This is a genomic window from Caulobacter sp. Root1472, assembly GCF_001426985.1.
GTDB classification, from domain to species: Bacteria; Pseudomonadota; Alphaproteobacteria; order Caulobacterales; family Caulobacteraceae; genus Caulobacter; species Caulobacter rhizosphaerae.
The window spans coordinates 67,921-92,850 of record NZ_LMFX01000008.1; the positions used below are offsets into that span (position 1 = coordinate 67,921).

The following is a 24,930-nucleotide window of genomic DNA, read 5'->3' on the forward strand; positions in this document are numbered from 1 at the left end:
GAGGAAACCGCGGCGCTTCGCGGCAGGATTCTCGCCCTGGTCGAGGAGTATCACGCGCTGGCCCATGGGCCGAAGCCGTTCGAGGCGGGCGCATCGCCCGTCCCAGTGTCTGGCCGGATCTACGACGCCTCGGACATGCGCAGCCTGGTCGATTCCGCCCTGGATTTCTGGCTGACCACCGGCCGTTTCAACGACGCGTTCGAGGCCAGGCTGGCTCAACGCCTGGGGGCGCGGTTCGCCTTGACCGTCAACTCCGGTTCGTCGGCCAATCTGGTGGCGCTGTCGGCCCTGACCTCGCCCAAGCTGAAGGCCCGCCAGCTCAAGCCCGGCGACGAAGTGATCACCGCCGCCACCGGCTTTCCGACCACGGTAAACCCGCTGCTGGGCGCGGGTCTGGTCCCGGTGTTCGTCGACATGCTGCCGACCACCTACAACTTCGACCCCGACAAGGTCGCGGCCGCCATCGGCCCCAAGACCAGGGCGATCATGGCGGCCCACACCCTGGGCAACCCGTTCGACCTGGCCGCCATCCGCAAGCTCTGCGACGATCACGGCCTGTGGCTGGTCGAAGACTGCTGCGACGCCCTGGGTTCGACTTATGACGGCCGGCAGGTCGGCACGTTCGGCGACCTGGCCACGCTCAGCTTCTATCCCGCCCACCACATCACCACGGGCGAAGGCGGGGCGGTATTCACCAACGACGAGTTCCTGCGCCGGCTGGCGGAGTCTTTCCGCGACTGGGGCCGGGACTGCTTCTGCGCACCGGGTCAGGACAACACCTGCGGCAAGCGGTTCGGCTGGAAGATGGGCGATCTGCCGCGCGGCTATGACCACAAGTATATCTACGGTCACCTCGGCTATAACCTGAAGATGACCGACATGCAGGCCTCGGTGGGCCTGACGCAGTTGGACCACCTGGACAGCTTCATCGCCGCGCGCAGGCGCAATTTCGCCGCCCTGAAGGCCGGCCTTGCCGACCTGCAGGCATTCCTGGTGCTGCCGGAGGCGACACCGAACAGCGATCCGGCCTGGTTCGGTTTTCCCATCACCGTCAGGCCCGAAGCGCCGTTCACGCGCAACGAGCTGACCCGCCGCCTCGAGGACGCCCGCATCGGCACGCGCCTCCTGTTCGGTGGCAACCTGGTGCGCCAGCCCTATATGGCCGGCCGCAATTTCCGGATCGCCGGCGAGTTGACCGTGGCGGACGCGATCATGGAACGAACCTTCTGGATCGGGGTCTATCCCGGTCTCGGCGCCGACCACATCGCCTACATGCTCGACATCATCCACGACTTCTGCCGCGCCCGCGCGCCGGCGTCCGCCTGACCTTCAGCGAGAGAGCCCATGCCCGAACTCAAGTGCGCCCTCGCAGACAGCCAGATCCGACCGTTCGCGCCGCAACCGACCATTCGGAGCATCGCCGCCGTTGAAGAGCGGGCTGAACGCCTCGGAGACGTGCACCCGCTCTACGGCGCCGTGAGGTCATGGCCCTGACACCGCCCTGCCCGATCTGCGGTCGCGAGGCCAGCAGCGCGATCGCCGGGCTGTGCTTCGGCGACAAGCCGCACCTGCCAAGCGCCATCACCCTGCATGGCTGCGCGGACTGCGACTTCGCCTTCACCTGGCCGCGCGATCCCTTCGGCTATCGCGACTACTATGCCGCCGTCGCCAATGACACAGCCCAGCGGCACGGCCAGTATCGCAATCATCCCCAGGCCGACATCCTGGCGAACCTGATCGGCTCGCGGCCGATCCGCTCGGTGTTGGACTTCGGTTGTGGCGGTGGCGGGCTGCTACACGTCCTGGCCGAGCGCTTTCCGCAGGTCCGGTTCCTGGGTTTCGACGTAAACGCCAACTTCCCCTCGGACCTGCCGAACCTGAGGTTCACCGACCAGTTTCCGCAAGACGGCCACGACCTGGTGATCCTCAGTCATGTCATCGAGCACATGGCCGACATCAGCCAGATCAAAGCGTTGTTCGATCTGGTCGGCGAAGACGGCCTTGTCCACATCGAGATGCCGGACCCCAAGCACTACATCAGCGTCCCACAGCCGCATTTCGGCTATTATGTCGACAGGCTGCACATCAACCACTTCTCGCAGCGCGCGCTGCTGAAGATCGCGCCCCAAGGATTCGATGTCCTGATCGGCGGGACGTATCGCATGCCCTACGCCTTGGGGGATTTCTATCCCGCTCAATACGTCGTGCTGCAGAACCGGCGACACGAACAAGCCGTCCCTGAAGCGATCGACGCCTATCTCCAGGCCGAAGCGCAGCGCTGGGCCGACATCCGCGCGCAACTCCACGGCCGGAGATTCTTCATCTACGGCTTCGGCGATAATTTCCATCGCAGCCTCTCGCCGGGCGGGCCGCTGCATGGCCTGGAAGGCAACATCATCGCCGTGATCGATCGCAACGCGGCGACCCTGGCGACCAGCAGCCGGAGCGCGTTCCAATTCATGGATCCGAGCGAGATCGCCCGGATCGACGGAGCCCTGATCGTCTGCACCGTCTCGCAGTTTTCGGACCTGGCGGAGGGCTTTCGGCAAGCCTACCCCAACAGTGAGGTTCAGTACCTCTAGGCCCGCCGGCAAAGCACGCAGAATTGCCGGCCCAGGCGGCCGTAGATCTGGGTTTCGATGACTTCGAGATGGACGACGACGAGACCTCGGCGCGAGATCAAGGTCCGAAGGGCCGTCTCGGTGAAAAAATTCACGTGCTCGTGCCAGTGCTTCTTGCCAGTGGCCAAATTCTCGACGCCGAGATTCTCGGCCACATAGGCCTCCAACGGAACCTCCAGATAAAGCAGCGTCCGCGATGTCATCACCGCGCCGATCTCGTCCAACAGGTCGGCCGGACTGGGCACGTGCTCCAGGACGTTGCTGCAGACCACCAGGTCGAAATCCGATCGCGCCAAGTCCGCGCGGGTCAATGGCTTGACCCCCTCGGCCGTAGCCAAACCCGAGATATCGAAGACCGACACGCTGGCGGCGCTGTCGCGGAACGGCGTATTCAGCCCCGTATCGCCGCCCCAGTCCAGTACATGCGGCGGGCCCGCCAGATAGGGCGCAATCATCGCCTCGACCTGGGAAAGATAGGCCGCGCGCTCCATCAGAAGATTGTTGCGGGCGGCATAACCCGGTTCGAACCGCTCGCGCGTGGCCGTGTATTCGGATCCGCGATAACCGCTGTAGAGCCGGTCCATCTCGGCGTCGCTGAACCGCATGTCGAGAAACAGCATCCCGCAAACCTCGCACTGCAGCGACTTGCACAGAGGGTAGGCCATGCCCAAGCTCAGCGTCTGCATACCCCAGGCCGGTGTGATCTCGACCGGTTCCCAGCCGAATACCCGGTTGGCGACAAACGGCATCAGCACCGCGGGCGATCGATGCAGCCGATCACCGTCACAGCAGATGCAGCGCTCGGCGATGTTCACAGCACGGTCCGCCCGCCGTCGATCAGGATGTTCTGGCCGGTCATGTAGCTGGAGGCGGGCGAACACAGGAACTGCACGGCCGACCGGTACTCCGAGACCCCGGCCATGCGGCCCATCGGGATCAGCTGGCTCAGCCGCCCGACGAAGTCGTCGGGATGGTCGTTGAACACGCCGCCCGGCGACAGAGCGTTGACCCGCACTCCCTGCCCCGCCCAGTAGCCGGCGAGGTAGCGGGTCAAGCCCACCAGCCCGGCCTTGACCACCGAATAGGTCACCGGCTTGACGGGCTGATCGCGCTCCGCGACCCCATCCTTGCGGTACAGGCGCTGGTCCGGCGCGATCACCGACAGGTCCGAAGCTATGTTGAGGATCACCCCGCCGCCCCGCCGCGCCATCTGGGCCCCCATCACCCGGGCGCAGAGGAAGGCGCCGGTCAGACCGACGGCGATCTGGAAATCCCAACTTTCCAGTGGAAAGTGCTCCAGGCGGCTCAGTTCCGGCCCGCCGGCGGCGGTGACCTTCGGGTCGACGGCGGCGTTGTTGACCAGCACGTCGATCGGACCCTGCGCTTCGAGCACGGCGCGGATGGAGTCTTCGGACGTGACATCCAAGGCGGCGGCGACGACGCGGTCGCCGTGAGTCCCGCGGAGCGATGCGGCGGCGGCCTGCGCCGCGGCCAGGTCAAGATCGGTCAGGATCACCGTGGCGCCGATCTCCGCCAAGGCGGCGACGTGCTCCCGACCCAGCAGCCCGCCGGCGCCGGTCACCAGGGCGGTCTTGCCGGTCAGGTCGAAGGCGGCGAGGCCGACGGGTTGCGTCATTGCAGGCTCCTCACGTCCGCGTTTGGCCGCCATCGACCACCAGCACAGCGCCCGTGACGAAGCCGGCGCGTGGCGAGGCCAGAAAGGCCACCGCGTCGGCTACGTCTTCGGGCCGGCCTAGAACGCCCTGCGGCACGTCGCGGGCCAGCATGGCCGCGACCGCTTCGAGATTTTCAGCCGACTTGCGGTCCCAGGTCCCGCCTGGAAACAGGATGTTGCCCGGCGCGACGCCGTTGATGCGGATCCCTTCGGCGGCGAACGGACGCGACAGGCCGTTGATAGTGGCGTCCAGCGCGGCTTTGGCGGCGGAATAGGTCACGGGTGCGCCGAGCGCCTCGCGACCGCAGATCGACGAAACGCAGACGATCGCCCCGCCGCCCTCTCGCGCCAGCAGGGGCCTCGCCGCGCCGATCAGGTTGGTGGCCGTGAACAGGTTCAGTTCCATCACCCGCCGCCATTCGTCCGGCGTTTCGCAACCCGGCGCCACGGAGGCTCCGGAGCCGGCGTTGGCGACAAGGACGTCCAGCCGCCCCAGCCGGGCCTGGACGGCGGCGACCAGGCGCTCGCAATCCTCCGGGTCGGAGAGATCGGCGGCGTGGCCCCAGGCTGCGCGCCCGACCTCGATCACGGCCGCATCGAGACCCTCCTGCCCCCGGGCTGACAGGACCACCGTGCAGCCCTCCGCGGCCAGAGTCTTGGCGATGGCCAGGCCGATGCCGCGACTGGCGCCGCCGACCAGGGCGACCTTGCCGTCGAGCCGCAGCTTCATGACCCCACCGCCAGGCTCAGGACGAGATCGCGATAGGTCCGCGCCGCGCCCAGGTGGTCCCCGTCGGCGGCCCGGGCGGTCTGCAGGATGAGAAAGCCGTCGTAGCCGACCTCGTCCAGCAGCCTGAAGACCGCCGGCAGGTCGGCGTCGCCCTCGCCCAGGGCCACGGTCGTGCCGCCCAGCACCCGGTCCTTGACGTGCACATTGATCAGCCGGGGCGCGAGCAGCGGAATTTCCTCGGCCGGCGCCCAACCCAGGCTGGCGCTGTTGCCGATGTCGAAATTGATCCCGAAGGCGTCGGCGGGAAAGCCCGCGATGAACTGCGCCAAGCGGGCTGGCGGATAGTCGCATTCGAAGGCGATCCGTACGCCCAGTTCACGCAGCAACGGCGTCAGTTGGGCCAAGCCCTCGGCCAGGGCCGCTTCCTCGGCCGGCGTCGCCACCGAGCCATTGTCGACCAGCGGCACGACCACGACCGAGGCGCCGACCGCCGCGCCAGCCCGGATCACGCGCGCCATCTCCTCGACCAGCGCCGTCCGGGCAGCGCCCGCAGCCTTCCAGAACGGCGCCTGCATGAAGCAGTCGCCCGTGATCGACGAGACGGCGACGCCGTGGGCGGTCGACAGGGCGATGATCTCGGCCTGGCCTTCGGCGGTCATCAGCGGATTGGCGGCCAGATCGTCGTGATCCAGCGTCCACTCCAGCCGCGCGAAGCCCAAGTCCCGGGCCAGCGGGAACTCGTCACGCCAATAGGGCCAGGGAAAGGCCTGGATCTTGCCGTCGATCTGCGGCGACAGCCGACCTTGCATGAAGCCGATGCGGCGGGCCCGGTCGCTCATGTCAGCCCCTTGGCGGTCCAGCCGCCGTCGATCACCAGGTCCTGCCCGGTCATGTAGCGCGACGCGTCCGACGCCAGGAAGATCGCCGCCCCCACCAGGTCCTCGACCTCGCCCCAGCGACCCAGGCAGGTGTGGCGGGCGCGGGCGGCGTGGCGTTCGGGATCGGCGAAGCTGGCGGCGGTCATGTCGGTGTGGATATAGCCGGGGGCGAGCGCGTTGACCCGGATGCCGCGCGGCCCCAGATCGACCGCCAGGGCCTTGGTCAGCAGCCGCAAGCCGCCCTTGGCCGCCACATAGCCCGGGTTGCCGGGAAAGCCGACGAGGCTGTTGATGCTGGTGACGTTGACGATGGATCCGCCCCCCTCTTCGCCTTGGGCCGCCATGTGCGGCGCCACCGCCAGGCAGGCGGCGTAGGCGGCGCGGAGATTGACGTCCAGCGTCGTGTCGAACGCGGCGAGGGCCTGATCCGGCGCGGCCGAAACGCTGACCCCGGCGGCGTTGACCAGCACGTCGATGCGACCGTGCTCGGCGACGATCCCGGCGACCAGCGCATCCAGCCCCGCGGCCACGTCGGCTGACACATAGCGGACCGGCTGGCGAAACGGATCGCGCGGCGCCGGCGAGCGCGCCACGCCGACAACGCGGGCGCCGGCGCCGGCGAGGCCGTCGGCCAAGGCCGCGCCGATGCCCCGCGACGCGCCGGTCACCAGGGCGACCTTGCCCTCCAGCGAGAACAGCCGGGCCAGCGTGGGGCCTACCATTGGATGTCGGACAGCGGCGTCGAGGACAGCTTGCCGTCGGGCGAGATCACCGTCTTGACCGTCGGGCCCCGAGATTCGGCGCGATCGATGATCAGGTCCACGAAGATCGGCGCGGCCTCGGCGTCGAGGGCCGGCAGCAGGGCGTCCAGGGCGGCCAGGCTGTCGACACGGGCGTAGCGCAGGCCGAAGGCCGGGGCGACCTGGCCATAGTCGGGAATGAACACGCCGGACTCGCGGCCCGCCCCGCCCACCGCGCCGAAGTGGCGGTTCTGCGACGCGTGGATCGAGGTGTAGCCGTCGTTGTTCAGGACGAAGAGTACGAAGCCCTTTGGCGCGTAGTGGCTCAGGGTCGCCAGTTCCTGGATGTTGAGCATCAGCCCGCCATCGGCCTCGACACAGACCACCCGACGGTCGGTGGCGAAGGCCGCGCCGATCGCTTGCGGCAGGCCCAAGCCCATGGCGCCCAGCGAGGCGCCGAAGAAGCAGCGGCTGTCCTCGCCCGGAGCGAAAAAGCGGATGAAGGCTTCGATCGCCGAGCCCGAGCCGGTGGGCACGAACACCTTGCCCGCCGACCAGGCCGACAGTCGCTGAGCCACGCCGAAGACGTTGAGGCTATCGACGGTCAGGCGCTGGCGCTCGTCAGCCAGATATTCGGCGCGGCGGGCCTCGCACCAGGCGCGCCAGTCGGCGGCCATGGCGCTGGCCGCCGCCGAGGTGGCCTGGACGGCGGCCGGAAGGGCGGACAGGTCGGCCTTCAGCGCGTGGGTATCGGGCAGGCCCACGAACTTGGCCAGTTCGCCGGCGTCGACGTCGACCATCAGCCGCTCGGCCTGGGCTCCGAAGTCGTGACGTTGAAAGGCCGTGGTGCCCAGGTCCAGCCGCGCGCCCAGGAACAACACGCGGTCGGCCTGGTAGAGGATCTGGTTGGCCGAAAGCGGCGCCAGGCCGCCCGGCGCGCCAAAGTTCAGCGGATGGTGCGCGGGCAACTGATCGGCCGACAGCCAAGAGAACACCGCCGGAACGCCGTGCGCCTCCAGGAAGGCGCGCACCACTTGGCCGACCCCGGCCACGCGGCAGCCATTGCCGACATAAACCAGCGGCCGGCGGCCGCCCAGCAGCCAGGTCAGGGCTTCGGCCAGCGAGGCGGCGTCGGACGGGTCGGCGTCGCCGGCGATCCGGTCGCGTACCGCCTGGGCGGCCGCCAGTACATCTTCGGCCACATAGTCGATCACCAGGTTCTGGACGTCGAGCGGCAGTTCGACGAACACCGGTCCCGGCCGGCCGGTGAAGGCCTCGGCGAAGGTCTCGACCAGTTCATCGCGAAAGCCTTCCGCAGTGACGCGGACGAAGCGCTTGACGCAGGGGCTGACCAAGTCGCGGGAACGGACTTCCTGGGCGCCGTGGGTGCGCGTGCCGAAGCTGTCGATGTCGGCCGTCTTGACCTGGCCGGCCAGGACGATGACCGGGGCGCTGTCGCCATAGGCCGAGCACAGGCTGGTGATGGTGTTGGTCACGCCCGGCCCCGCCGTGACCACCGCCAGACCGGCGACCCGATAGTCGGTCGCCTTGGCGTAGCCTTCAGCCGCGCCGGCGCAGGCCTGCTCATGCTGGTTGTAGACAGCGGTCAGTCCGGGATGGGTCGAGACCGCCCGGTTCAAGTACATGGCCATCCCGCCCGTCAGGGTAAAGGCTGCGCGGACGCCCAGCGCCGCGGCCAGGTCCACCGCATACGAAGCGATATTACGCTCGGCCGCTGGCCGGATCGGGGGACGAGAAGGACTCATGATGCAACCAAGCCGAAAACACCTGCATAGGCGGCGGACGGCGGCGCGATCAAGGTCGCCGTTTCAAAGCGGAAGACTTCGATCGTAAACGCCCTAGGCGTCCGATTGATCGAGATAGCGCAGAAGCGCCGCTTCGGCGCCGTCCGGATCGCGGGCCTTGATGCTGTTGACGATCGCGGCGTGCGCCTGAAGCGCCAGGCGCCTTTGGGCGATTGTCGCGCTGGGCTCGACCTGGTGATCGCGCAGCCACCCCAGCATGGCCTCGGAGACCGCGTCGAAGATGGCGTTGCGCGAGATGGCGGCGATCTTGCCGTGGAAGCGCCGGTCGGCGGCGATGAAGGCCTCGGCGTCACCGACAACAGCCGCCTGCTCCTCGACCAGCTGGCCGAGCTCCTCAATGTCGGCCGAATCGGCTTTCTGGGCCGCCTCCCGGACCATGCCGCGTTCGAAGAACCGGCGGGCGTCCTTGAGATTCTCCAGCATGGTCGGCGAAGCCGACAGCATCAACTGGGCGACGAGGTCGATCTGGCCGACCGCGGCCTTGGCCGACAGCGGCCGCACCCGGGCCCGCTCGCCGTGCTTGATGGTGATCAGCCCCATATTGGCCAGGGCCTGCATGGCCTCGCGGATCGCCGGTCGGCCGACGCCGTAGCTGGCCATCAGCTCGCGTTCCGATGGCAAGGCATGCCCCGGAGGATACTCTCCCGAGGTGATCATCGCCTTGAGGCGGTCGAGGACATGGTCGGACAGCTTGCGCTTGACGATCGGCGCGGCGACCAGCCCTTCGTTTGACTTGCGAAGCGCCATGTCCGGAAACTGGAGCAAGGCGGGCTCGAAGTCCAGATCGTGGATTTGGACATGGCCGCGCGCCCTAAAGGGCGCGCGAACACCCCACGCGCCAGCCTCCCCACGCCTCGCCCGCGTCAGGCGCCGCTCCACCCCGCGCGAGAGGCGAAGGCTGCGGCTGAGCCGGGCGCTCATGTCTTGGGCTCCACGGTGATGATCGCTCGCCGATAGGCGTAGAGCGCCGGTGTTCCGGCGTCCTTGGCCTCGAGAATTACGTGAAAGCGGGTGCGTTCGCTGACTTGCGGAACGGTGAAGCGCGTGTGCATCGGGTCCCCGCGCTGAAGCGCCAGTTCGGGCGAGCGGTTCAGCGCCTCGGATTCCCGGTACTGCCACCAGCTGTAGACGACCTTGTCGCCGTCAGGATCACGCGAGCCTTCGGCGTTCAGCTCGACCCGCTCGCCGGGCTTGGCGACGATCTCGACCGCCTCGCGGCCGCCCACGCCGTTCAGCACCAGTTGCGGATTGTGGTTCGCGCCCTTGTACGACTCCTGCAGCGTCCACTGGATGCGGGCGGCGAAATCGTTCTGGTAGGCCTCGCGCCAGCGCCAGATCGTGGCCTTGTTGTCCTGGTGCGGCTTGCCCTGGGCGTCAACCACGAAGTCGCTGGTGTCGGCCCAAAGTCCGTCCCATTCCGACACCTTGCCGTAACGGCCGCCCCAGCTACCGTAATCGGGATGTTCGGGCGAGCCCAGGCCGTTGGGGATCAGGTAGAGGAAGCTGGGCGTATCGCCTTCCATGATGAATTCGGGCAGCGGATACAGCGCCCCCAGCGGTCCCTTGCGGACGTTCTCCCGAGCCCACTCCCGCGACACCAGGCCAAAGTCGGGACCGTCGAAATAATAGAACCGGTCGCCGGACATGCCGCCCCAGGTCGACAGGTTGTAATGACGATGGGCGTGGATGCTGGTGATCCAGAACAGGTCCGGAAAGTAGCGGCGGATCCAGCCGCCGGCGTTATCCTGGTCGGAGATCGAATAGACGCGCAGCTTGCTGACGAAGGCCGCGGTCTCGGCCGCGGAGCGGGTGTTGCGGACGGTCCACAGCGCCTGCGCCAAGTCGACCGCGCCGCCCCATAGCGACAGATAGACCGGACGCGGATCGGGCTTGTCGACCACCGTGATGATCCAGCGCGAGGCTTCCGTATCCTTGCCTTCGCCGACCCCGGCCATGCCGAACGCGCTGCTGCCGGCCTTGATCCGGTCCATCAGGAACTGGGTGTCGGGATAGTCCCTCGACTGGGCCCGCAGGTTCGGCAGCACTTGACCATAGGCGGCCACGCGAGCGCGGATCTGTTCGGGCTGGACGCCGGTGCGCAGGTGCCGCGAACTGACCGCCAGCAGGCCCTCGACATCGAATTCGTTGGCGTAGAGCAGGAAGCGGACCATCGATTCCTGGTCGTCGGGATCGCCGCCGATATCGGTGAGCATCATCACCCGGCTCTTGGGCGCGGCGGGCGCCGGAGCCGGCGCGGCGGCCTTCCGGGCGGGCGCAGCCTGGGTCGAAACGGCGCCGAGACCCAGCAGGACCATCGCCGCAGCGGCCGTCAGAAGTGAAAGGGAGCGGGTCATCGGCGGGTTTCCAGGAGAACGGTCATGCGGCGGTTCGAGCGTCGAGGCGAACGCCCTGGACACCCGCCCAGGAGTCGCCGGCGCATCGTCAGTAGGACGAGTACAGCGCGGCCTGGGCCAGGCGCAGGGCCTCCAGGGCGTCCTGCCGGTCCTGGGCGGCCTGCAGGGCCTCGAAATCCAGCTTGTCCAGCGCCCGGTCGATCACCTTGAGGAAGTCGATGGCCATGCGGGCCGCCGTGACGCTGTCCTCTCGGAAGGGGAACTGGTCCAGCTGCCAGACGCCGTCCCACTTGTTTTTACGCAGCACGTGGAAGAACTCGAACAGCTCGATCGGGTGGACCGTGCCGGCCACCATGTCGTCGTCCCAGCCGCGCATGTTGTCGTTGACGTCCATGCCGAACAGCCGGCCGTGGTCGATGGCCAGTTGGGCGGCGTCCGCCGGCGACTCGCCGCCGTACAGCGAGTGGCCGAAGTCGAGCAGGATGCCGATGTTGGGCAGGCCGATCTTCTCGATGCCCAGCAGGGTGCGGGCCACCGAATCGTAGCTCATGTGCACGCGGGGCTCGCGCGGCTTGTACTCGATGACGAACTTCAGGTCGGGGTTCTGGCTGGCCAGCTCGCCGACGCCGTCCATCGACATCCGCCACAGCTTGTGATGATCGACCTGGAACGGATAATCCCAGCCGTCCTGGCCCGGCCACAGCTTGACATAGTCGGCCCCGAACCGGCGCACGACATTGGCCGCGTCGTTGATCAGTTCGTTGGCCCGGCGGCGCACGCCGGGATCGGGATTGGTGAAGGCCCCCTTGGCGAACTCGCGGGTGTAGATCTCGGGGGTGATCCCGATGACCCCCAGATTGTTGCGCTTCAGCGCGACCTCGACCGCGTCCAGGCTGAGCTTGGGATCGACGAACGGGTAGTTCAGGTCGACCACCGACAGCTCGCCCACCTGCCCGGCCTTGTCGATCGCCTCGATTAGGCTGACCGGCGGACCGTAGCCGTCTGTGGCGTAGCGGTCGACGTAGGTGGCGAAGTGCCAGATGCCGGCCCCGAACCTTGGCTTGCTCATGATCGCGTTACTCCAGACTGGACCCGCCGCGCCAGCGCCGAGGCGGCTAGCGGCGGACGAGATTGAAATTGTCGAGATCGGCGGCGTTGGCCGAGGTGATCAGGAAGCAGTCCATCAACTGCTTCTCGGGCTGGCCGGTCTTGCCGGTCTTCAGGTAGCGATCGGCCAGTTCCACAGCGTACTGGGCCTGGCGGTAGGCGGGCTGCAGCACCGTGGCGTGCAGCTTGCCAGCGCGGATGGCGTCGCGGGCGTCGTTGGAGCCGTCGAAGCCGACCACCACGACGTCGGAGCGCCCAACGCTTTCCAGCGCCGCCACTGCCCCCAGGGCCATGGTGTCGTTGCCGGCGATCACGCCCTTCACCTCGGGATGGGCTTGCAGGATCGACTGGGTCTTGGCGAAAGCCTCCGACTGGCTCCAGTTGGCGGTCTGGCGGCTGATCAGCTTCAAGTCCGGATACTGGTCGATGACCTCGTGGAAACCCTTGGAGCGGATCATGGCGTTGGTGTCGGACTCCTTGCCGACCAGCTCGACATAGGCGCCCTTCTCACCCATGGCCTGAACGAAAGCCTCGGCTCCCAGGGCCGCGCCCTGGTAGTTGTTGGAAACGATCTGGGCGGTGGCCAGGCCGCGGGTGTTGATCTCGCGGTCGATCAGGAACACCGGCACGCCCGCCGCCTTGGCCTTGGCCACCGCCGCCGCGCTGGCGTCGGCGCCGGCGTTGTCCAGGATGATCGCCCCGGCGTTGCGGGCGATGGCCGTGTCGACCAACTGGCTCTGCTTGAAGGCGTCGTCGTCGTGCGAGAACTTCAGGGTCTGGTAGCCGAGGGCCTTGGCCCGCGCCTCCGCGCCGTGAGCCTCCTGGCCGAAGAACGGATTGTCCATCGAGGGGGTGATGATGACGATAAGGTTCGACCGTCCGTTGGGCGCCAGCCAGGCGACCGCCAGCACGACCGCGACTACGGCGGCGATGGCGGCGATCAGGTGGCTGCGCTTCATGCGGCGGACGCTCCTCGTCAGGCGAGCAGGACGTGGATGCCGCGCGCCTCGAAGGCGCGACGATCCTCGTCGCGGATGGCCTGGTCGGTGATCAGGGTGTGGACGATCTCGACCCCGCCCAGCGACGAGAACGAGGTGCGGCCGATCTTGGTGGAATCGGCCACCAGGTAGACCTGGGAGGCCGCGGCGATCATCGCCCGCTTCACATGGAGGTCGGCCAGGGACGGATAGGTCAGCCCCGCCTCGAACGAGACGGCGGCCGTCGCCAGGAAGGCCTTTTCGGCATAGAGCCCCTCGAAGAACGCCGCCGACCGCTCGCCGCTCAGCGACAGGGTCGGCGCCTTGAATTGGCCGCCCGGCATATGCACCGAGCACGAGGGCAAAGCCCCCAGGGCCAGGGCGATGTTCAGGGCGTTGGTGACGACGTTGAGGTTCTGCCGTTCCAGCAAGTTCATCGCCACCTCGGTGGTGGTCGAGCCGGAGTCCAGGATGATGGTCTCACCGTCGCTGACGAGCGAGGCGGCCAGCCGGCCGATCCGCCGCTTGGCGTCCATGTTGACCATGTGCTGCAGCGCCATGGCCCGCACCTGCTGAGGCACGGAACGCAGATAGGCGCCGCCATGCTCGCGCGTGATCTGGCCCTCGCTTTCCAGCCGTTCCAGGTCCTGGCGGATGGTGGCTTCCGACACCGAAAAGGCGTCGGAAAGGTCGCGCACCCGGGCGCTGCCCTCCTCCTGCAGCCACTCCAGGATTCTCATCCGGCGCGGTTCGGCCAGCAGACCGGCCCCGGCCTCGATGGCGCGCTGCCGGGCCGACTTCTCGGCGGGCGGCGGAACGGACGTCCTTGGTCCCTTGGGGCCAGACTTGGCCATGGCTTTCTTGCTCCTTCGCGGGGCGACGCCGGCGACCATGTCAGGTCCTCCCCGCGGCCGTCAGACGCCCTTGGAGCTGGTCGAGCACGACCGCGGCGATAATCACAAGCCCCTTGATGACCATCTGCCAGAACTCGCTGACGCCCATCATCACCAGGCCGTCGCCCAGCACCCCGATCACGCAGGCGCCGATCAATGCGCCACCCACGCTTCCCCGACCGCCCGACAGCGACGCCCCGCCCAGGACGACGGCCGCGATGGCGCTGAGTTCGAAAGTCTCGCCGCTGGCGGGATGAGCCGCCACCAGCTCTGAGGCGACGATCATCCCGACCAGGGCCGCGCAGACGCCGGAGATCACATAGACCGCGATCTTCACCCGGTCGACGCGCACGCCCGACAGCAAGGCGGCGCGCTCGTTGCCGCCCACGGCGTAGACCCAGCGGCCGAACGGCGTATCGCGCGCCACGAAGCCGGCCAGCAGGGCCAGGGCCGCCAGCAGCAGCACGGTCACCGGCAGGCCCAGCACGCTGGCCGATCCCAGCCACGGAAAGCCTTCGTTACCCAGGCCGGTCCGGCCGACCAGGTTGGGGAAGGTCGCGCCGTCCGATAGCAGCAGGGCCGCGCCCCGCGCCACGTACAGCATGCCCAGGGTGGCGATGAACGGCGCGACGCGAAACCGGGCCACCAGCACGCCATTGAGGAAGCCGGCGAAACCGCCCAGCAGCAGCACGATCGCGATCACCAACGGCACGCCCGGATAAACCACCACGCCCAGCGGCTGCAGCGTTACGCCATTCAGGATCAAGGTCCCGGCCGCCATGCCGCCCAGCCCCGCGATCGACCCCACCGACAGGTCGATGCCGCCGGTCAGGATCACGTAGGTCATGCCGATCGCCAGGATCGCCGTGATGGCGATATGCTTGAACATGATCAGGAAGTTGGACGCCGACAGGAAGTTTGGCGCCGCGACGGAGAAGAAGGCGACCACCACCGCCAGGGCGATCAGCGCCCGCAGCTTCAGCAGCAAAGCCGGGACGCCGCGGGTTTGCGGGACGACGGGAGCCTGGACGGCGGAAATCTCGGTCGCCATCAACCCGCGAGCTCCATGGACCTGGACGAGGGATCCCCTACGCCGTTCGACGCCGCGACCAGGGCCGCTTCGTCGGCCTGATCAATCGGCAGATCGGCCGTCAGCCGGCCGCCGGCCATCACCAGCACCCGGTCGGCGACGGCGCGGGCCTCCACCAGGTCGGACGTGGCGAACACCACGGCCAGACCCTGTTCCGCCAGACCTCGCATGGTCTCGAACAATTCGCCCCGCGCCCCGACGTCGACCCCGCGGCTGGGTTCGTCCAGCAGCAGCACCAGGGGCGCGGTCATCAGGCAGCGCCCGATCACCACCTTCTGCTGGTTGCCTCCGGACAACGTCCCGATCGGCGCCCCGGCCGAGACGGCTTTGACGCCCAGCCGGGCCATCATGGCGTCGATCGCCGAGCGTTCACGCGGACCGCCGATCACGCCGCGCCGCGCGAAGGCCCACAGGCTGGAGAGCCCCAGATTGCCGCCCACCGAAAGATTGTGAAACAGCGCGTCGCGCTGGCGGTCCTCCGGCGCGAAGCGCAGACGCCGCGCGCAGCGGTCGGCCAGGCTCAGGCCCGAGATGTCCTCGCCGGCCAGCACGATCGAACCCTGGGCTGGTCGAGCGCCGCACAGGCCTTCCAGCAGCTCCGTGCGCCCCGCACCCAGCAAGCCGTAGAGCGCGGTCACCTCGCCGGCCCGGACGCGCGTCGTGACCCCGTCCACCAGCCAGCCGCCACCCGGACGCGGAACCCGCAGCCCCTCGACCGCCAACACCACCTGACCGGCGGAAGGGCCCGAACGACGGGGCCGGTCACGACTCTTGTCGCCCAGCATCTGCTCGACGATCCAGCTCACCGACGCTTCCGACGCGGGCCTGGAGGCCTGAAGTCGCCCGTCGCGCAGCACCGTGACGTGGTCGCCGATGCGCATCAGCTCTTCCAGCCGGTGCGAGATGTAGATCACCGCCACGCCGGCCTGCTTCAGCTCCCCGATCACACCGAACAACACCTCAACCTCGGCGGCGCTCAGCGCCGAGGTCGGTTCATCCAGGATCAGCACCCGAGCGTCGTCGACCAGGGCCTTGGCGATCTCGACGATCTGCTGCTCGCCGACCCGCAGGTCGCCGACCAAGGCGTCGGGGTCGATGGCGTGGGCCAGGCGCGACAGGACGGCGCGAGCGCGCGCCCGTTCGCCGGCGTGGTCCAGAACGCCCGGCGTCGTGGTCAGGTCGCGGCCGAGGAAGATGTTCTGCGTCACCGTCAGGTTGGGACAAAGGTTCAATTCCTGGAACACGATCCCGACGCCGGCCGCGACGGCCTCGCGCACCGAGGAAAAGCGCACCGGCTCGCCGTCCAGCAGCAGCCGCCCCGCCGTCGGCTGCTCGACCCCGGCCAGGATCTTCATCAAGGTCGACTTGCCAGCGCCATTCTCGCCGATCAGCACGTTGACCGCGCCGGCGTGGACGTCGAAGTCGACCCCGTCCAGAGCGGCCACGCCGCCATAGGCCTTGCTGATCTTCTCCGCCCGCAACACCGCCACCGTTCAACGCTCCGCCGGGGCGCGCTCGAGGCGCACGGGCGTGAGCACGATGGGATCATCGGCCTTGGACAGGGCGAAAGCGCCGACAAAGGCCACGGGATCGCCGACTTTCAGCCCCTGGGCGACGGGGCGGGCCTGGACGACGGCACGGCGGGACATCGCGCCGCCAACTTCGGCATAGGCGATCTGGTTGGAGAAGTCGTTGAAGGTGACGAACGGCAGGCTGTCACGCAGCGTCGAGCCTGACACCACCGGGCCGACCTGGATCTGGACGTCGCGAGCCTGACCACGAGCGGCGGGCATGGCGACGATCACCCGACCGGCCCGCGCCGTGGTGTCGATGCCGGCGACCACGCCTCGCCCCTTGGCCACGAACGTCCAGGGCGAGCCGTCCCCGGCCCGGCGGCCGTTGCGAGCGCCCGCCGCATCGAGATCTTGATCAATGGCGGCGGCCAGTTCCGGAAGCGGTGCGGCGATCTTGGTCCAGTAGGGCGCGGCCTGGGCGTCCCAGAGGGCGTCAACATAGCGGCCGGGGTCGAAGGCGCCCGCCAGGCGTTCGCGGGCTGCGCGATCGACGGCGAGGGGCACGACCTTGCACCCGGCCAGAACAGGCAACCCGACCAGCGCCAGCGCCAGTCCGACCCGGCGCCGGGCGATCGAGTCGCGCGCTGCCTTGCCTCGTTGCGCCAAGACTCCAGCCCTCCCGCCGCGCCGATTGCAGCGCTTACCTTCGAATAATTTCGAATTTACGCCAAACGGTGTCACGGCGCGATTTTCCTGTCAATCACACGTCTCACATTGAAGATCTTGGTTTCATATTTTGGCCATTTCTCGATATTTCCCAGCTATTTCCGGCATTCCACTCAAAGCGGCATTCGCTACGCCGAATTGCTGGCCCGAGCTAAAACGATAGAATTCGAAGATATTACGTATAAATCGCATTGCACGATCGTTGACCCCACGGCTAGTTTGGGCTTGAGGGCGGCTCAAAAACGTCAGGCGAATGGATCCTTCCGGTCCGGCGCACCGACCTCCTTGGCGCCCAGCGAGAAGGTCGAGGATGAGCGAAGCAAGCCAGCGACTGGAGAACCGCGCCGCCCGCGTGGCCGAACGCGCCAACTGGATCCGCCGCAGCGCCCTGAAGATGACGTTCGACGCCGGGCAAGGGCATCCGGGCGGCGACCTTTCCGCCGCCGACATCCTGGCGGCGCTGTACTTCGATATCCTGCGCCACGACCCGGCCCGGCCGGACGCGCCAGATCGCGACCGCTTCGTGATGAGCAAGGGCCACTGCACCGGCGCCTTCTATTCGGTGCTGGCCGCCGCCGGCTTCTTCCCGCAGGCCGAGCTTTCGACCTATCTTCAGCCGCTGTCGCGGCTGAACGGCCATCCCAGCCGCGCCGCCTTGCCCGGTGTCGAGACCAGCACCGGTCCGCTGGGCCACGGCCTTCCGGTGGCCGTGGGGATCGCCATCGCCGGCCAGATCGACGCGGCCGACTATCGGGTCTTCGTGCTGACCGGCGACGGGGAGCTGCAGGAGGGCAGTTGCTGGGAAGCGGCCATGACCGCCGGCCACCGCAAGCTGGACAACCTGACCCTGATCGTCGACCGCAACCGGCTGCAGCAGGGCGCCCTCACCGAGGACACCGTCGCCCTCGCCCCCCTGGCCGACAAGTGGCGCGCCTTCGGCTGGGACGTCGTCGAGGTCGACGGCCACGATCCGGCCGCCCTGCTCGCTGCGCTGGAGCATCCCGGATCCAGGCCGCTGTGCGTGATCGCCGCGACCATCAAGGGCAAGGGAGTCTCGTACATGGAGAACCAGGCGGGCTGGCATCATGGCTGCCCCACCCCCGACCAGTACGCCCAGGCGCTGCGGGAGCTGGCGGCATGAGCGAGGCCGCGTCGACCGCCGGCCTGTTCGACTGCCGCGACGCCTACGCCCAGACCCTCCTGGCCTTGGCGGAAAGCGACCCGCGGATCGTGGCCGTGGTCAATGACAGCGTCGGTTCCAGCAAGCTGAACGGTTTCAGGACGCGCTTTCCCGAACGCCTGATCAATGTCGGCATCGCCGAACAGACCCTGGTCGGCGTCGGGGCGGGTCTCGCCAACGGCGGCAAGATCCCGTTCGTCAGCGGCGCCGCATGCTTCCTGACCGCCCGGGCCCTGGAGCAGATCAAGGCCGACATCGCCTATTCCCGGGCCAATGTGAAGCTGTGCGGCATCTCCAGCGGCGTCGCCTACGGCGAGTTGGGACCCACCCACCATTCGATCGAGGACCTGGCCTGGCTGCGGCCGATGGCCAACCTGACCGTGATCGTGCCGTCCGACCCCTGGGAGACGGCCGAGGCGATCAAGGCCGCGGCCGCCCTCGACGGGCCCGTATTCGTCCGCATCAGCCGCATGCCGACGCCGGCGCTTGAGCGGGCCACGCCCCGCTTCGAGATCGGCAAGGCCGAGATCCTGCGGACCGGCCACGACGTGGCCCTGATCGCCAACGGCGTGATGGTCCATCGCGCCCTCGTCGCCGCCGAGGCCCTGGCCAGGGACGGGATCGAGGCGCGGGTGGTCAATCTGTCGACCCTGACGCCGCTGGATGAATCGGCCATCCTGGAGGCGGCCGCGACCGGCGCGATCGTCACGGTCGAGGAGCACTCGGTGCGCGGCGGCCTGGGCGGCGCCGTCGCCGAGGTGGTCGCGACCCGGGCTCCCTGTCCGATGCGGATCCTGGGCTTTCCGGGCTTCCTGCCCACCGGTTCGGCGGAGTGGCTGATGGAACATCATGGACTGACGGCCGACGGGATCGCCCAGGCGGCCCGCGGCCTGCTCGCCGGGCACGGCTAGGGCATGGCGGGCGCGATCCTCGCCATCGACCAGGGGACGAGCAACACCAAGGCCCTGCTGGTGGCGCCGGACGGCGAGATCCTGGCGCGGGCCTCGCGCCCCATGGAGACGTCCTATCCCCGTCCGGGCTGGGCCGAGCAGTCGGCGCGCGGCCTCTGGGCCGGCGTCCTGGCGGTCATCGACGAGGTCGTGGCCGCCGGTCACGCGGTCGCCGGGATCGGCCTGTCGAACCAGCGCGAGTCCGCCGTGATCTGGGACACGGCCAGCGGCGAGCCCCTGGGTCCGTGCGTCCTGTGGCAATGCGGTCGCTCGGCCAGCCGGTGCGAGGCGCTGAAGGCCCAGGGCCATGAGGCCGAGGTGGTCGCCCGCACCGGCCTGGCCCTCAACCCGATGTTCTCGGCCGGCAAGCTGGCCTGGCTGCTGGACCAGGATCCGACGCTCCGGGAGCGGGCCGGGCGCGGCGAGGTCAAGGCCGGCACGGTCGACGCCTGGCTGCTGTGGAAGCTGACCGGGGGCCGCCGCCACGCCACCGACCACAGCAACGCCTCGCGCACCCAGCTGATGAACTTGCAGACCCTGGCCTGGGATCCGGAAATGGCGCGGCTGTTCGATGTGCCGCTGACGGTCCTGCCCGAGATCGCCCCCTCGGACAGCCTGTTCGGCCAGACGGCGGCGGGCGCCACGACCCTGCCGGCCGGCGTGCCGATCCATGCGATCCTCGGCGATTCCCACGCCGCCCTCTACGGCCATGGCGTGGAGAGTCCGGGCAGGGTCAAGGCCACCTGCGGCACCGGCTCGTCGCTGATGACGGTCACCGGGGCCCGCGTCCGGTCTGCCCACGGCCTGTCCAGCACGATCGCCTGGAGCCGGTCGTCCCGCGTCCTGCACGCCCTGGAAGGCAACATCTCGGTCTCCGGCCAGGCGTTCGCCTTCGTGGGCCAGCTGTTGGGCCTGGAGGACGAGGCGGCCCTGACCGCCCTGGCCGCCTCGGTTCCCGACAGCGGCGGCGTTTGCGTCGTTCCGGCCCTGGCCGGCCTGGGCGCTCCGCACTGGAACGACGCGGCCCGGGGCCTGGTCAGCGGCCTGAGCCTGGGCTCCACGCCGGCCCACTTGGCGCGGGCGGCCCTGGAGGCCGTCGCCCTGCAGATCCACGACGTGTTCATGGCCATGCAGGCCGACCTCGGCGGCGTCCTGCCCGAACTGAACGTCGACGGCGGCGCCGCGCGCAACGACCTGCTGATGCAGTTCCTGGCCGACCTGATCGACCGCCCCGTGCGCCGCCCCGACACCGCCGAGGTCAGCGCCCTGGGCGCGGCCCGGCTGGCGGCCCGGGGCCTGGGGTTCGACCTGGCGCTGGGCGACGGCGCGGATCGGGTGTTCACGCCCGCCATGACGTCGCAGGTCCGCGAGCATATCCTGGCGGGGTGGCGAGACGCCCTGCGGCGGGCGATGCTTTAGCTGGCGGCCCAGGCCCTTGCCCCCTACGGACCGCTTCGCGGTCGTCTTCCCCCAGAGGGGGAAGAGCGCTGAGCCTGGCGCCGTGCGGCTCCGCCCCCCCTGGGGGCGGACAGACCGCGAAGCCGCCAGGTGGGGGCAAGTGGGTGTGATCTCACGCGGAAAGCCGCTGAGCTGATGGGAAGGGTGCGAAGCGCCCGGGCCTCGCCCGGAAGAGCTTTGATGTGTTGTACCGTTTCGACGAAGTTCGAGCGCTTCGCGTGGAGCCGTTATCCGGAAGCCTTCGGGTCGCGGATTTTTAACCCGCTCCGATAGGCCCCCGACGGGCGGAGCATTGGCGTGCTCCGGACCGCCCGGGCGATTTCAGCCCGGGCCTGCTGGCCTTATCCGCCTATCCGGGCGCCGAAGCTTCGTCGCGACTGAGGCGAACCTGCTCCGAACCGACCCGGACGTCCCCGAGGAGACACGGCGGACAGGGCCTTCCCGCTCGTCCACCCCTGAAAGCCGCATCGGTCGCCGTACGTGCGCCCTCCCCATACTCTCAGGTGAGATCAGGATACGGGTGGTTTGAAGGGGTGAGGATCAAATCGGGTCGAGAAAGTTCAAGCTATTGAAATAACCCAACCTTTTGCCCAATGCGCCGAGGATAGAGTTCCCTTGCGAGATCTCCTTTCCCGAAATCAGGGCGACGCCCAAAGAAAAACGGCGGGCTCCGAGGAGCCCGCCGCCATTCCAGCTTTCGCCTGAGTGCTTGACCTTAGAAGTCCAGGTCGAAGCCGAACCGCACGTAGCGCGGATCTTGGTAGGCGATCGGCAGGCCGTATTGCGAACGACGACCACCGGTGTTGGTTTCGCCGCGCTCCTCGAACGAAGTCACCCCATCCTGGTTGAACAGGTTGAAGATGTCCGCGCGCAGGACCAGGTTGCCGCCGAGGGGCAAGATCTTGTCCGGAACGGTGTAACGGACCGACAGGTCGACCTTGGTGACCCAGTCGGTTTCGAGCGCCGAACCACGCGGCACCGGCCGCTTCTGGCCCGTGGCGAAGTCCGTGCACCAGCGCGACGCCGAGCCGTAGCCGGCCGAGGGGCCGTCGGTCGGGTGCACGCCGAGGCAGCCTTGGTGCTTCGGAGAAATCACCGCGGCGTTCATGCCGAACATCAGGTTCTCGGTCACGGCGTAGCTGCCGAAAGCCTTGAACTGGTGCGCGTGGTGGTTCGGCAGCAGGCCGTACTGGTAGTCGGTCAGGCCAACGAAGTCATACAGAACGGTCGAACCCGCGTCGGCTTGGTTGTTGTCCGACAGGACGGTGCCTTCGTAGTTACCCTTGCTTTCCGACAGGGTGTACGAGCCCTTCAGGCCCCACTTGCCGTCGAACGCACGCTCGAACGTGAACTCCAGCGCGATGTATTCGCGCTTCGGCTTCGGGAAGTTGAGCTCGCTCTTGGTGAAGGTCAGGGTCTTCGGCAGCGAGGCCAGGGCCGCAATGGTCGCCGCGTCGTGGATCAGCGGGTTGGGCTGACGCAGATTGATCGTCAGATCTTCGCCCGGGTTGAACACGATGTACTGCCAGGAGTTGTTGTAAACCAGCGTACAGGCCGCCAGCGTAGCGCCGGTGGTGTTGCGGTTACACCAGTTCACGACGAACGGGTCGAGCGTGGTGTCCTCCGAGATGCGGTTCAGCTTGCGGTAGGTCAGGTTGACCCCGCCCTTCCACAGGTCGTTGATCTGGCGCTCGTAGCCGATGGTGTATTCGTCTTCCTGCGAAGCCTTGATGCCCACGGCGGCCTTGGAATAGGCCGGCTCGGCGACGCCGAGGCCGAAGGAAACCGTACAACCCGGCACGCCGGCGGTGCCGGCGATGATGTTCTGGGTCGGACAGCCGACCAGCGTGCCAGCGGGCAGGCCCGGATTGGTCGTGGTCGTGATCTGCGCGCCGAGGGCGGTCGGAACGTTGTTCCCGGCCTGGGTGAAGTTGGCGGCGGTGTTACCCGATCCAACCACGTAGCCCGGAGCGTAGAAGAACGTGCTGTAGCCCAGGTCGGCGCCGCGGTAGCTGAGGTTCGACGCCGGCGGGATGTAGTAACGGCCGAACGAGGCCGAGACCTTGTCCTTGCCTTCGCCCACCGGATCCCAGGTCACGCCAAAGCGCGGGCCCCAGTTGTCCTTCAGGTTCAGGACCTGTTCGCCGAGCAGGTTGTCCAGCGTGAAGTTGTCGTGGCGGATACCCAGCTGGAGGCTGAGGTTCGGCGTCAGATCCCAGGCGTCCTGGAGGTACCAGGCTTCATTGACGCCGTGAACCGGGGCGCCGCCGAAGCGGTTCGTCGAGATTTCGACGTAGTTTACGCCGGTCGGGACCTCGAACGTGTCGTTCGCCGAACCTTGGTGATAGATGTAGGCGATACCGTTGCCGCCGGGACCGGTGTCGATCGAGGCGTGGTTCAGCGTCGTCTTTTCGTGGTCGTAGCCCACGCGGACGTGGTGGTCGCCGAGCAGGTTGAAGTAGAAGTCGCCGTCCACGCGGTAGAATTCCCGCAGGGTCTTACGGGTTTCGATCGTGCCCTGCTTCTGAGCGCTGATCGTGTTCAGCGAACCGGTGGTGTAGTCTTCCTGGACCAGCGGGTCGACCGTGTTGCCCGGCAGGACGCTGTTGGAGTCGCGGTTGCGGCCATAGGCCGCCGACAGGGTGAACCAGTCGGTGAACGTGCCGGTATAGCGCGCCACGTAGTTCACGCCGCCTTGGCGATAAACCGTCGACGGCAGTTGAGCGCCGATGGTGTCGGTGCCGGCGTTGTAGGCGTAGGCGGTGCGATCGATCGTCTTCTGGGTGTCGAAATAGGTCAGTTCGACGCGCTGACGGTCGGTGATGTAGGCGTCCAGCTTGGCGCCCCAGAACGGGTCGTTGGACTTGTCGACGGCGTACTGGCCCGTCGTCTTGAAGGCCGTGGCGTCCGTGTCGTCGCGCTGCTGGTTCAGCACGTAGAAGAACAGGTGGTCCTTGATGATCGGACCGCTGACTTCGAACGTGCCGCTCTTGCGCGTCCGCTTGCCCTGGTGATTCGCGATGATGTAGGTGTCCGGCGAATCTTCGTGCAGGCCGTCCAGTTCGAAGTTGCCGTGGACGGCGACCTTGAAGTCGTTCGAGCCCGACTTGGTGACGGCGTTGATGACGCCGCCCGTGGCGCGGCCGAACTCGGCGGGATAGCCGCCGGTCTTGACTTCGATCGACTTGTAGAAGTCGAACGGCACTTCCGCGGCGCCGATGTAGTTGTCGAAGTTGGTGATGTTCAGGCCGTTGATGTAGAAGGCGTTTTCAGCGACCGAACCGCCGCCGACCGACGGTTGGCCGCCGAAGTTGGCGGCGTTGGGGGCCGTGCCGACGCGCGCCGAGCTGCCGACGACGACGCCGGGAGCCAGCTGGACGACCGCCGTCAGCGAGCGGCCGATCGGCGCTTGCTTGGTCAGGGTCTCCATATCGACCGTCAGACCCTTGGTCGTCGCGGCGAAGTCCAACTGCGGGTTGGCGGTGGCGGTGACGACCACTTCGCTGACCGAACCGCCGACTTCCGTCAGCGTGAACGAATAGGCGGTCGAACCGCCCAGGGCGACGCGAACGTTGCCGTCGCTGGTCGGCTGGTAGCCCTCCTTGGCGATCGAGACCGAGTAGCCGCCGATCGGGATCAGGGGAACGCGGAACTGGCCATTGCCGTCGGTGGTGACGGAGCGGGTGAAGCCTTGGTCGAGCGACTTAACCGTGACGGTCGCGTCCGGGACGGTGACGCCGGCCGAATCCTTGACGGTGCCGATCAGCGAACCGGAGCTGTAGTCCTGGGCGCTGGCCAGGGTCGGGATCGCCGTGGCGACCGCGGTCAGGGCCAGCGGCGCGGCGACGGTGGCCAGGCCGGCCAGCAGCGTCGACGTCAAGAGACGCGCGCGCGCGCCGCCCTTGGTGGAAATCATCTTCATAGTATCCCCTCTTGCATGGCGAAGCATCCCGACCGCCCGCACGCGCCCGTTTCGGGGACGTTACGTTCGGCCTGTCTGGAATTTTTGCCCCAACTCCACCACGAGAACTTAGGTGTCCCGGAAAACATTTCCCCGGTTGCACGGACGTTAGGAGGCGCGCCGCGCGCCGGTCAATTCCCATTACCGATCCGTAATAACATCGCCTTAGGCTGTCGCATTATCGCAACACGATCGCCTCATTTCCGACGAACACCGCTCAGATCTTCCACAAACTGGCGGATAACGCGGG

Annotated in this window: 20 protein-coding genes; 5 read left to right on the forward strand and 15 right to left on the reverse strand. The window is 67.9% G+C overall.

All coding sequences use genetic code 11. The annotated features are described in order from the left end of the window. The first annotated feature begins 36 nt into the window (after positions 1 to 36). Together rfbH and ASD47_RS07550 are read left to right on the forward strand one after the other, a co-directional pair. Entirely contained in the window at positions 37 to 1,326 is a 1,290-nt protein-coding gene (rfbH, locus tag ASD47_RS07545; protein WP_235525820.1) for a lipopolysaccharide biosynthesis protein RfbH, read from the forward strand. A 158-nt stretch (positions 1,327 to 1,484) separates the two neighbouring features. Then, positions 1,485 to 2,582, forward strand: a complete 1,098-nt coding sequence (locus tag ASD47_RS07550) for a class I SAM-dependent methyltransferase (RefSeq protein WP_056753860.1) — start codon at positions 1,485 to 1,487, stop codon at positions 2,580 to 2,582. On the opposite strand, the gene ASD47_RS07555 is transcribed toward ASD47_RS07550, so the two are convergent. From ASD47_RS07555 to ASD47_RS07620, 14 genes are all read right to left on the reverse strand, one after another. Then, positions 2,579 to 3,436 carry a class I SAM-dependent methyltransferase gene (locus ASD47_RS07555; RefSeq protein ID WP_200945239.1) on the reverse strand — a complete coding sequence of 286 codons (858 nt, stop codon included), beginning with the start codon at positions 3,434 to 3,436 and terminating at the stop codon, positions 2,579 to 2,581. The two genes, ASD47_RS07550 and ASD47_RS07555, sit on opposite strands and share 4 nt — an antisense overlap. After that, the gene (locus tag ASD47_RS07560) at positions 3,433 to 4,257 is read right to left on the reverse strand and encodes an SDR family oxidoreductase (protein WP_056753865.1); all 825 of its coding nucleotides are present in this window, start codon (positions 4,255 to 4,257) and stop codon (positions 3,433 to 3,435) included. Before ASD47_RS07560 ends, ASD47_RS07555 begins: the two co-directional genes overlap by 4 nt. 10 nt (positions 4,258 to 4,267) lie before the next feature. Further along, complete coding sequence (locus ASD47_RS07565) at positions 4,268 to 5,026, reverse strand: SDR family NAD(P)-dependent oxidoreductase (RefSeq protein WP_056753867.1); 759 nt, start codon at positions 5,024 to 5,026, stop codon at positions 4,268 to 4,270. Further along, positions 5,023 to 5,865 carry a sugar phosphate isomerase/epimerase gene (locus tag ASD47_RS07570; protein WP_056753870.1) on the reverse strand — a complete coding sequence of 281 codons (843 nt, stop codon included), beginning with the start codon at positions 5,863 to 5,865 and terminating at the stop codon, positions 5,023 to 5,025. Before ASD47_RS07570 ends, ASD47_RS07565 begins: the two co-directional genes overlap by 4 nt. Beyond that, the gene (locus tag ASD47_RS07575; RefSeq protein ID WP_056753875.1) at positions 5,862 to 6,626 is read right to left on the reverse strand and encodes an SDR family oxidoreductase; all 765 of its coding nucleotides are present in this window, start codon (positions 6,624 to 6,626) and stop codon (positions 5,862 to 5,864) included. Before ASD47_RS07575 ends, ASD47_RS07570 begins: the two co-directional genes overlap by 4 nt. Then, positions 6,620 to 8,410, reverse strand: a complete 1,791-nt coding sequence (locus ASD47_RS07580; RefSeq protein ID WP_082564516.1) for a thiamine pyrophosphate-binding protein — start codon at positions 8,408 to 8,410, stop codon at positions 6,620 to 6,622. The genes ASD47_RS07575 and ASD47_RS07580 overlap by 7 nt, the downstream gene beginning before the upstream one ends. Positions 8,411 to 8,503: 93 nt before the next feature. After that, a complete protein-coding gene (gene nanR / locus ASD47_RS07585) occupies positions 8,504 to 9,235 on the reverse strand; it encodes a transcriptional regulator NanR (RefSeq protein ID WP_200945240.1) in 732 nt (243 codons plus the stop codon). 152 nt (positions 9,236 to 9,387) lie between these two features. Further along, entirely contained in the window at positions 9,388 to 10,824 is a 1,437-nt protein-coding gene (locus tag ASD47_RS07590; protein WP_056753879.1) for a DUF1593 domain-containing protein, read from the reverse strand. Positions 10,825 to 10,912: 88 nt separating this feature from the next. After that, positions 10,913 to 11,893 (reverse strand): sugar phosphate isomerase/epimerase, encoded by a 981-nt coding sequence (locus ASD47_RS07595; protein ID WP_056753882.1) that lies wholly within the window; start codon positions 11,891 to 11,893, stop codon positions 10,913 to 10,915. A gap of 46 nt (positions 11,894 to 11,939) precedes the next feature. Next, complete coding sequence (locus tag ASD47_RS07600) at positions 11,940 to 12,890, reverse strand: D-ribose ABC transporter substrate-binding protein (protein WP_056753885.1); 951 nt, start codon at positions 12,888 to 12,890, stop codon at positions 11,940 to 11,942. Positions 12,891 to 12,907: 17 nt separating this feature from the next. Next, positions 12,908 to 13,762, reverse strand: coding sequence for a DeoR/GlpR family DNA-binding transcription regulator (locus tag ASD47_RS07605; protein ID WP_156402154.1), 855 nt, complete (start codon positions 13,760 to 13,762; stop codon positions 12,908 to 12,910). Positions 13,763 to 13,802: 40 nt separating this feature from the next. Further along, entirely contained in the window at positions 13,803 to 14,852 is a 1,050-nt protein-coding gene (locus ASD47_RS07610; protein WP_056753889.1) for an ABC transporter permease, read from the reverse strand. Then, positions 14,852 to 16,381 carry a sugar ABC transporter ATP-binding protein gene (locus tag ASD47_RS07615; protein ID WP_056753890.1) on the reverse strand — a complete coding sequence of 510 codons (1,530 nt, stop codon included), beginning with the start codon at positions 16,379 to 16,381 and terminating at the stop codon, positions 14,852 to 14,854. Before ASD47_RS07615 ends, ASD47_RS07610 begins: the two co-directional genes overlap by 1 nt. A 3-nt stretch (positions 16,382 to 16,384) precedes the next feature. Continuing rightward, the gene (locus tag ASD47_RS07620; protein ID WP_056753893.1) at positions 16,385 to 17,071 is read right to left on the reverse strand and encodes a DUF2291 family protein; all 687 of its coding nucleotides are present in this window, start codon (positions 17,069 to 17,071) and stop codon (positions 16,385 to 16,387) included. Between the two features lie 370 nt (positions 17,072 to 17,441). On the opposite strand from ASD47_RS07620, the gene ASD47_RS07625 reads away from it, so the two are divergent. Genes ASD47_RS07625 through ASD47_RS07635 form a run of 3 tightly spaced genes read left to right on the forward strand, consistent with a single transcriptional unit; the run spans position 17,442 to position 20,680 of the window. Next, entirely contained in the window at positions 17,442 to 18,272 is an 831-nt protein-coding gene (locus tag ASD47_RS07625; protein WP_056753898.1) for a transketolase, read from the forward strand. Continuing rightward, a complete protein-coding gene (locus ASD47_RS07630) occupies positions 18,269 to 19,222 on the forward strand; it encodes a transketolase family protein (RefSeq protein ID WP_056753901.1) in 954 nt (317 codons plus the stop codon). The genes ASD47_RS07625 and ASD47_RS07630 overlap by 4 nt, the downstream gene beginning before the upstream one ends. A gap of 3 nt (positions 19,223 to 19,225) precedes the next feature. Further along, on the forward strand, positions 19,226 to 20,680 hold the full coding sequence (locus ASD47_RS07635) for an FGGY family carbohydrate kinase (protein WP_056753904.1): 1,455 nt from the start codon (positions 19,226 to 19,228) through the stop codon (positions 20,678 to 20,680). Positions 20,681 to 21,434: 754 nt separating this feature from the next. Here ASD47_RS07635 and ASD47_RS07640 read toward each other — a convergent pair. Next, positions 21,435 to 24,641 (reverse strand): TonB-dependent receptor, encoded by a 3,207-nt coding sequence (locus ASD47_RS07640; protein ID WP_056753907.1) that lies wholly within the window; start codon positions 24,639 to 24,641, stop codon positions 21,435 to 21,437. Positions 24,642 to 24,930 lie beyond the last annotated feature (289 nt).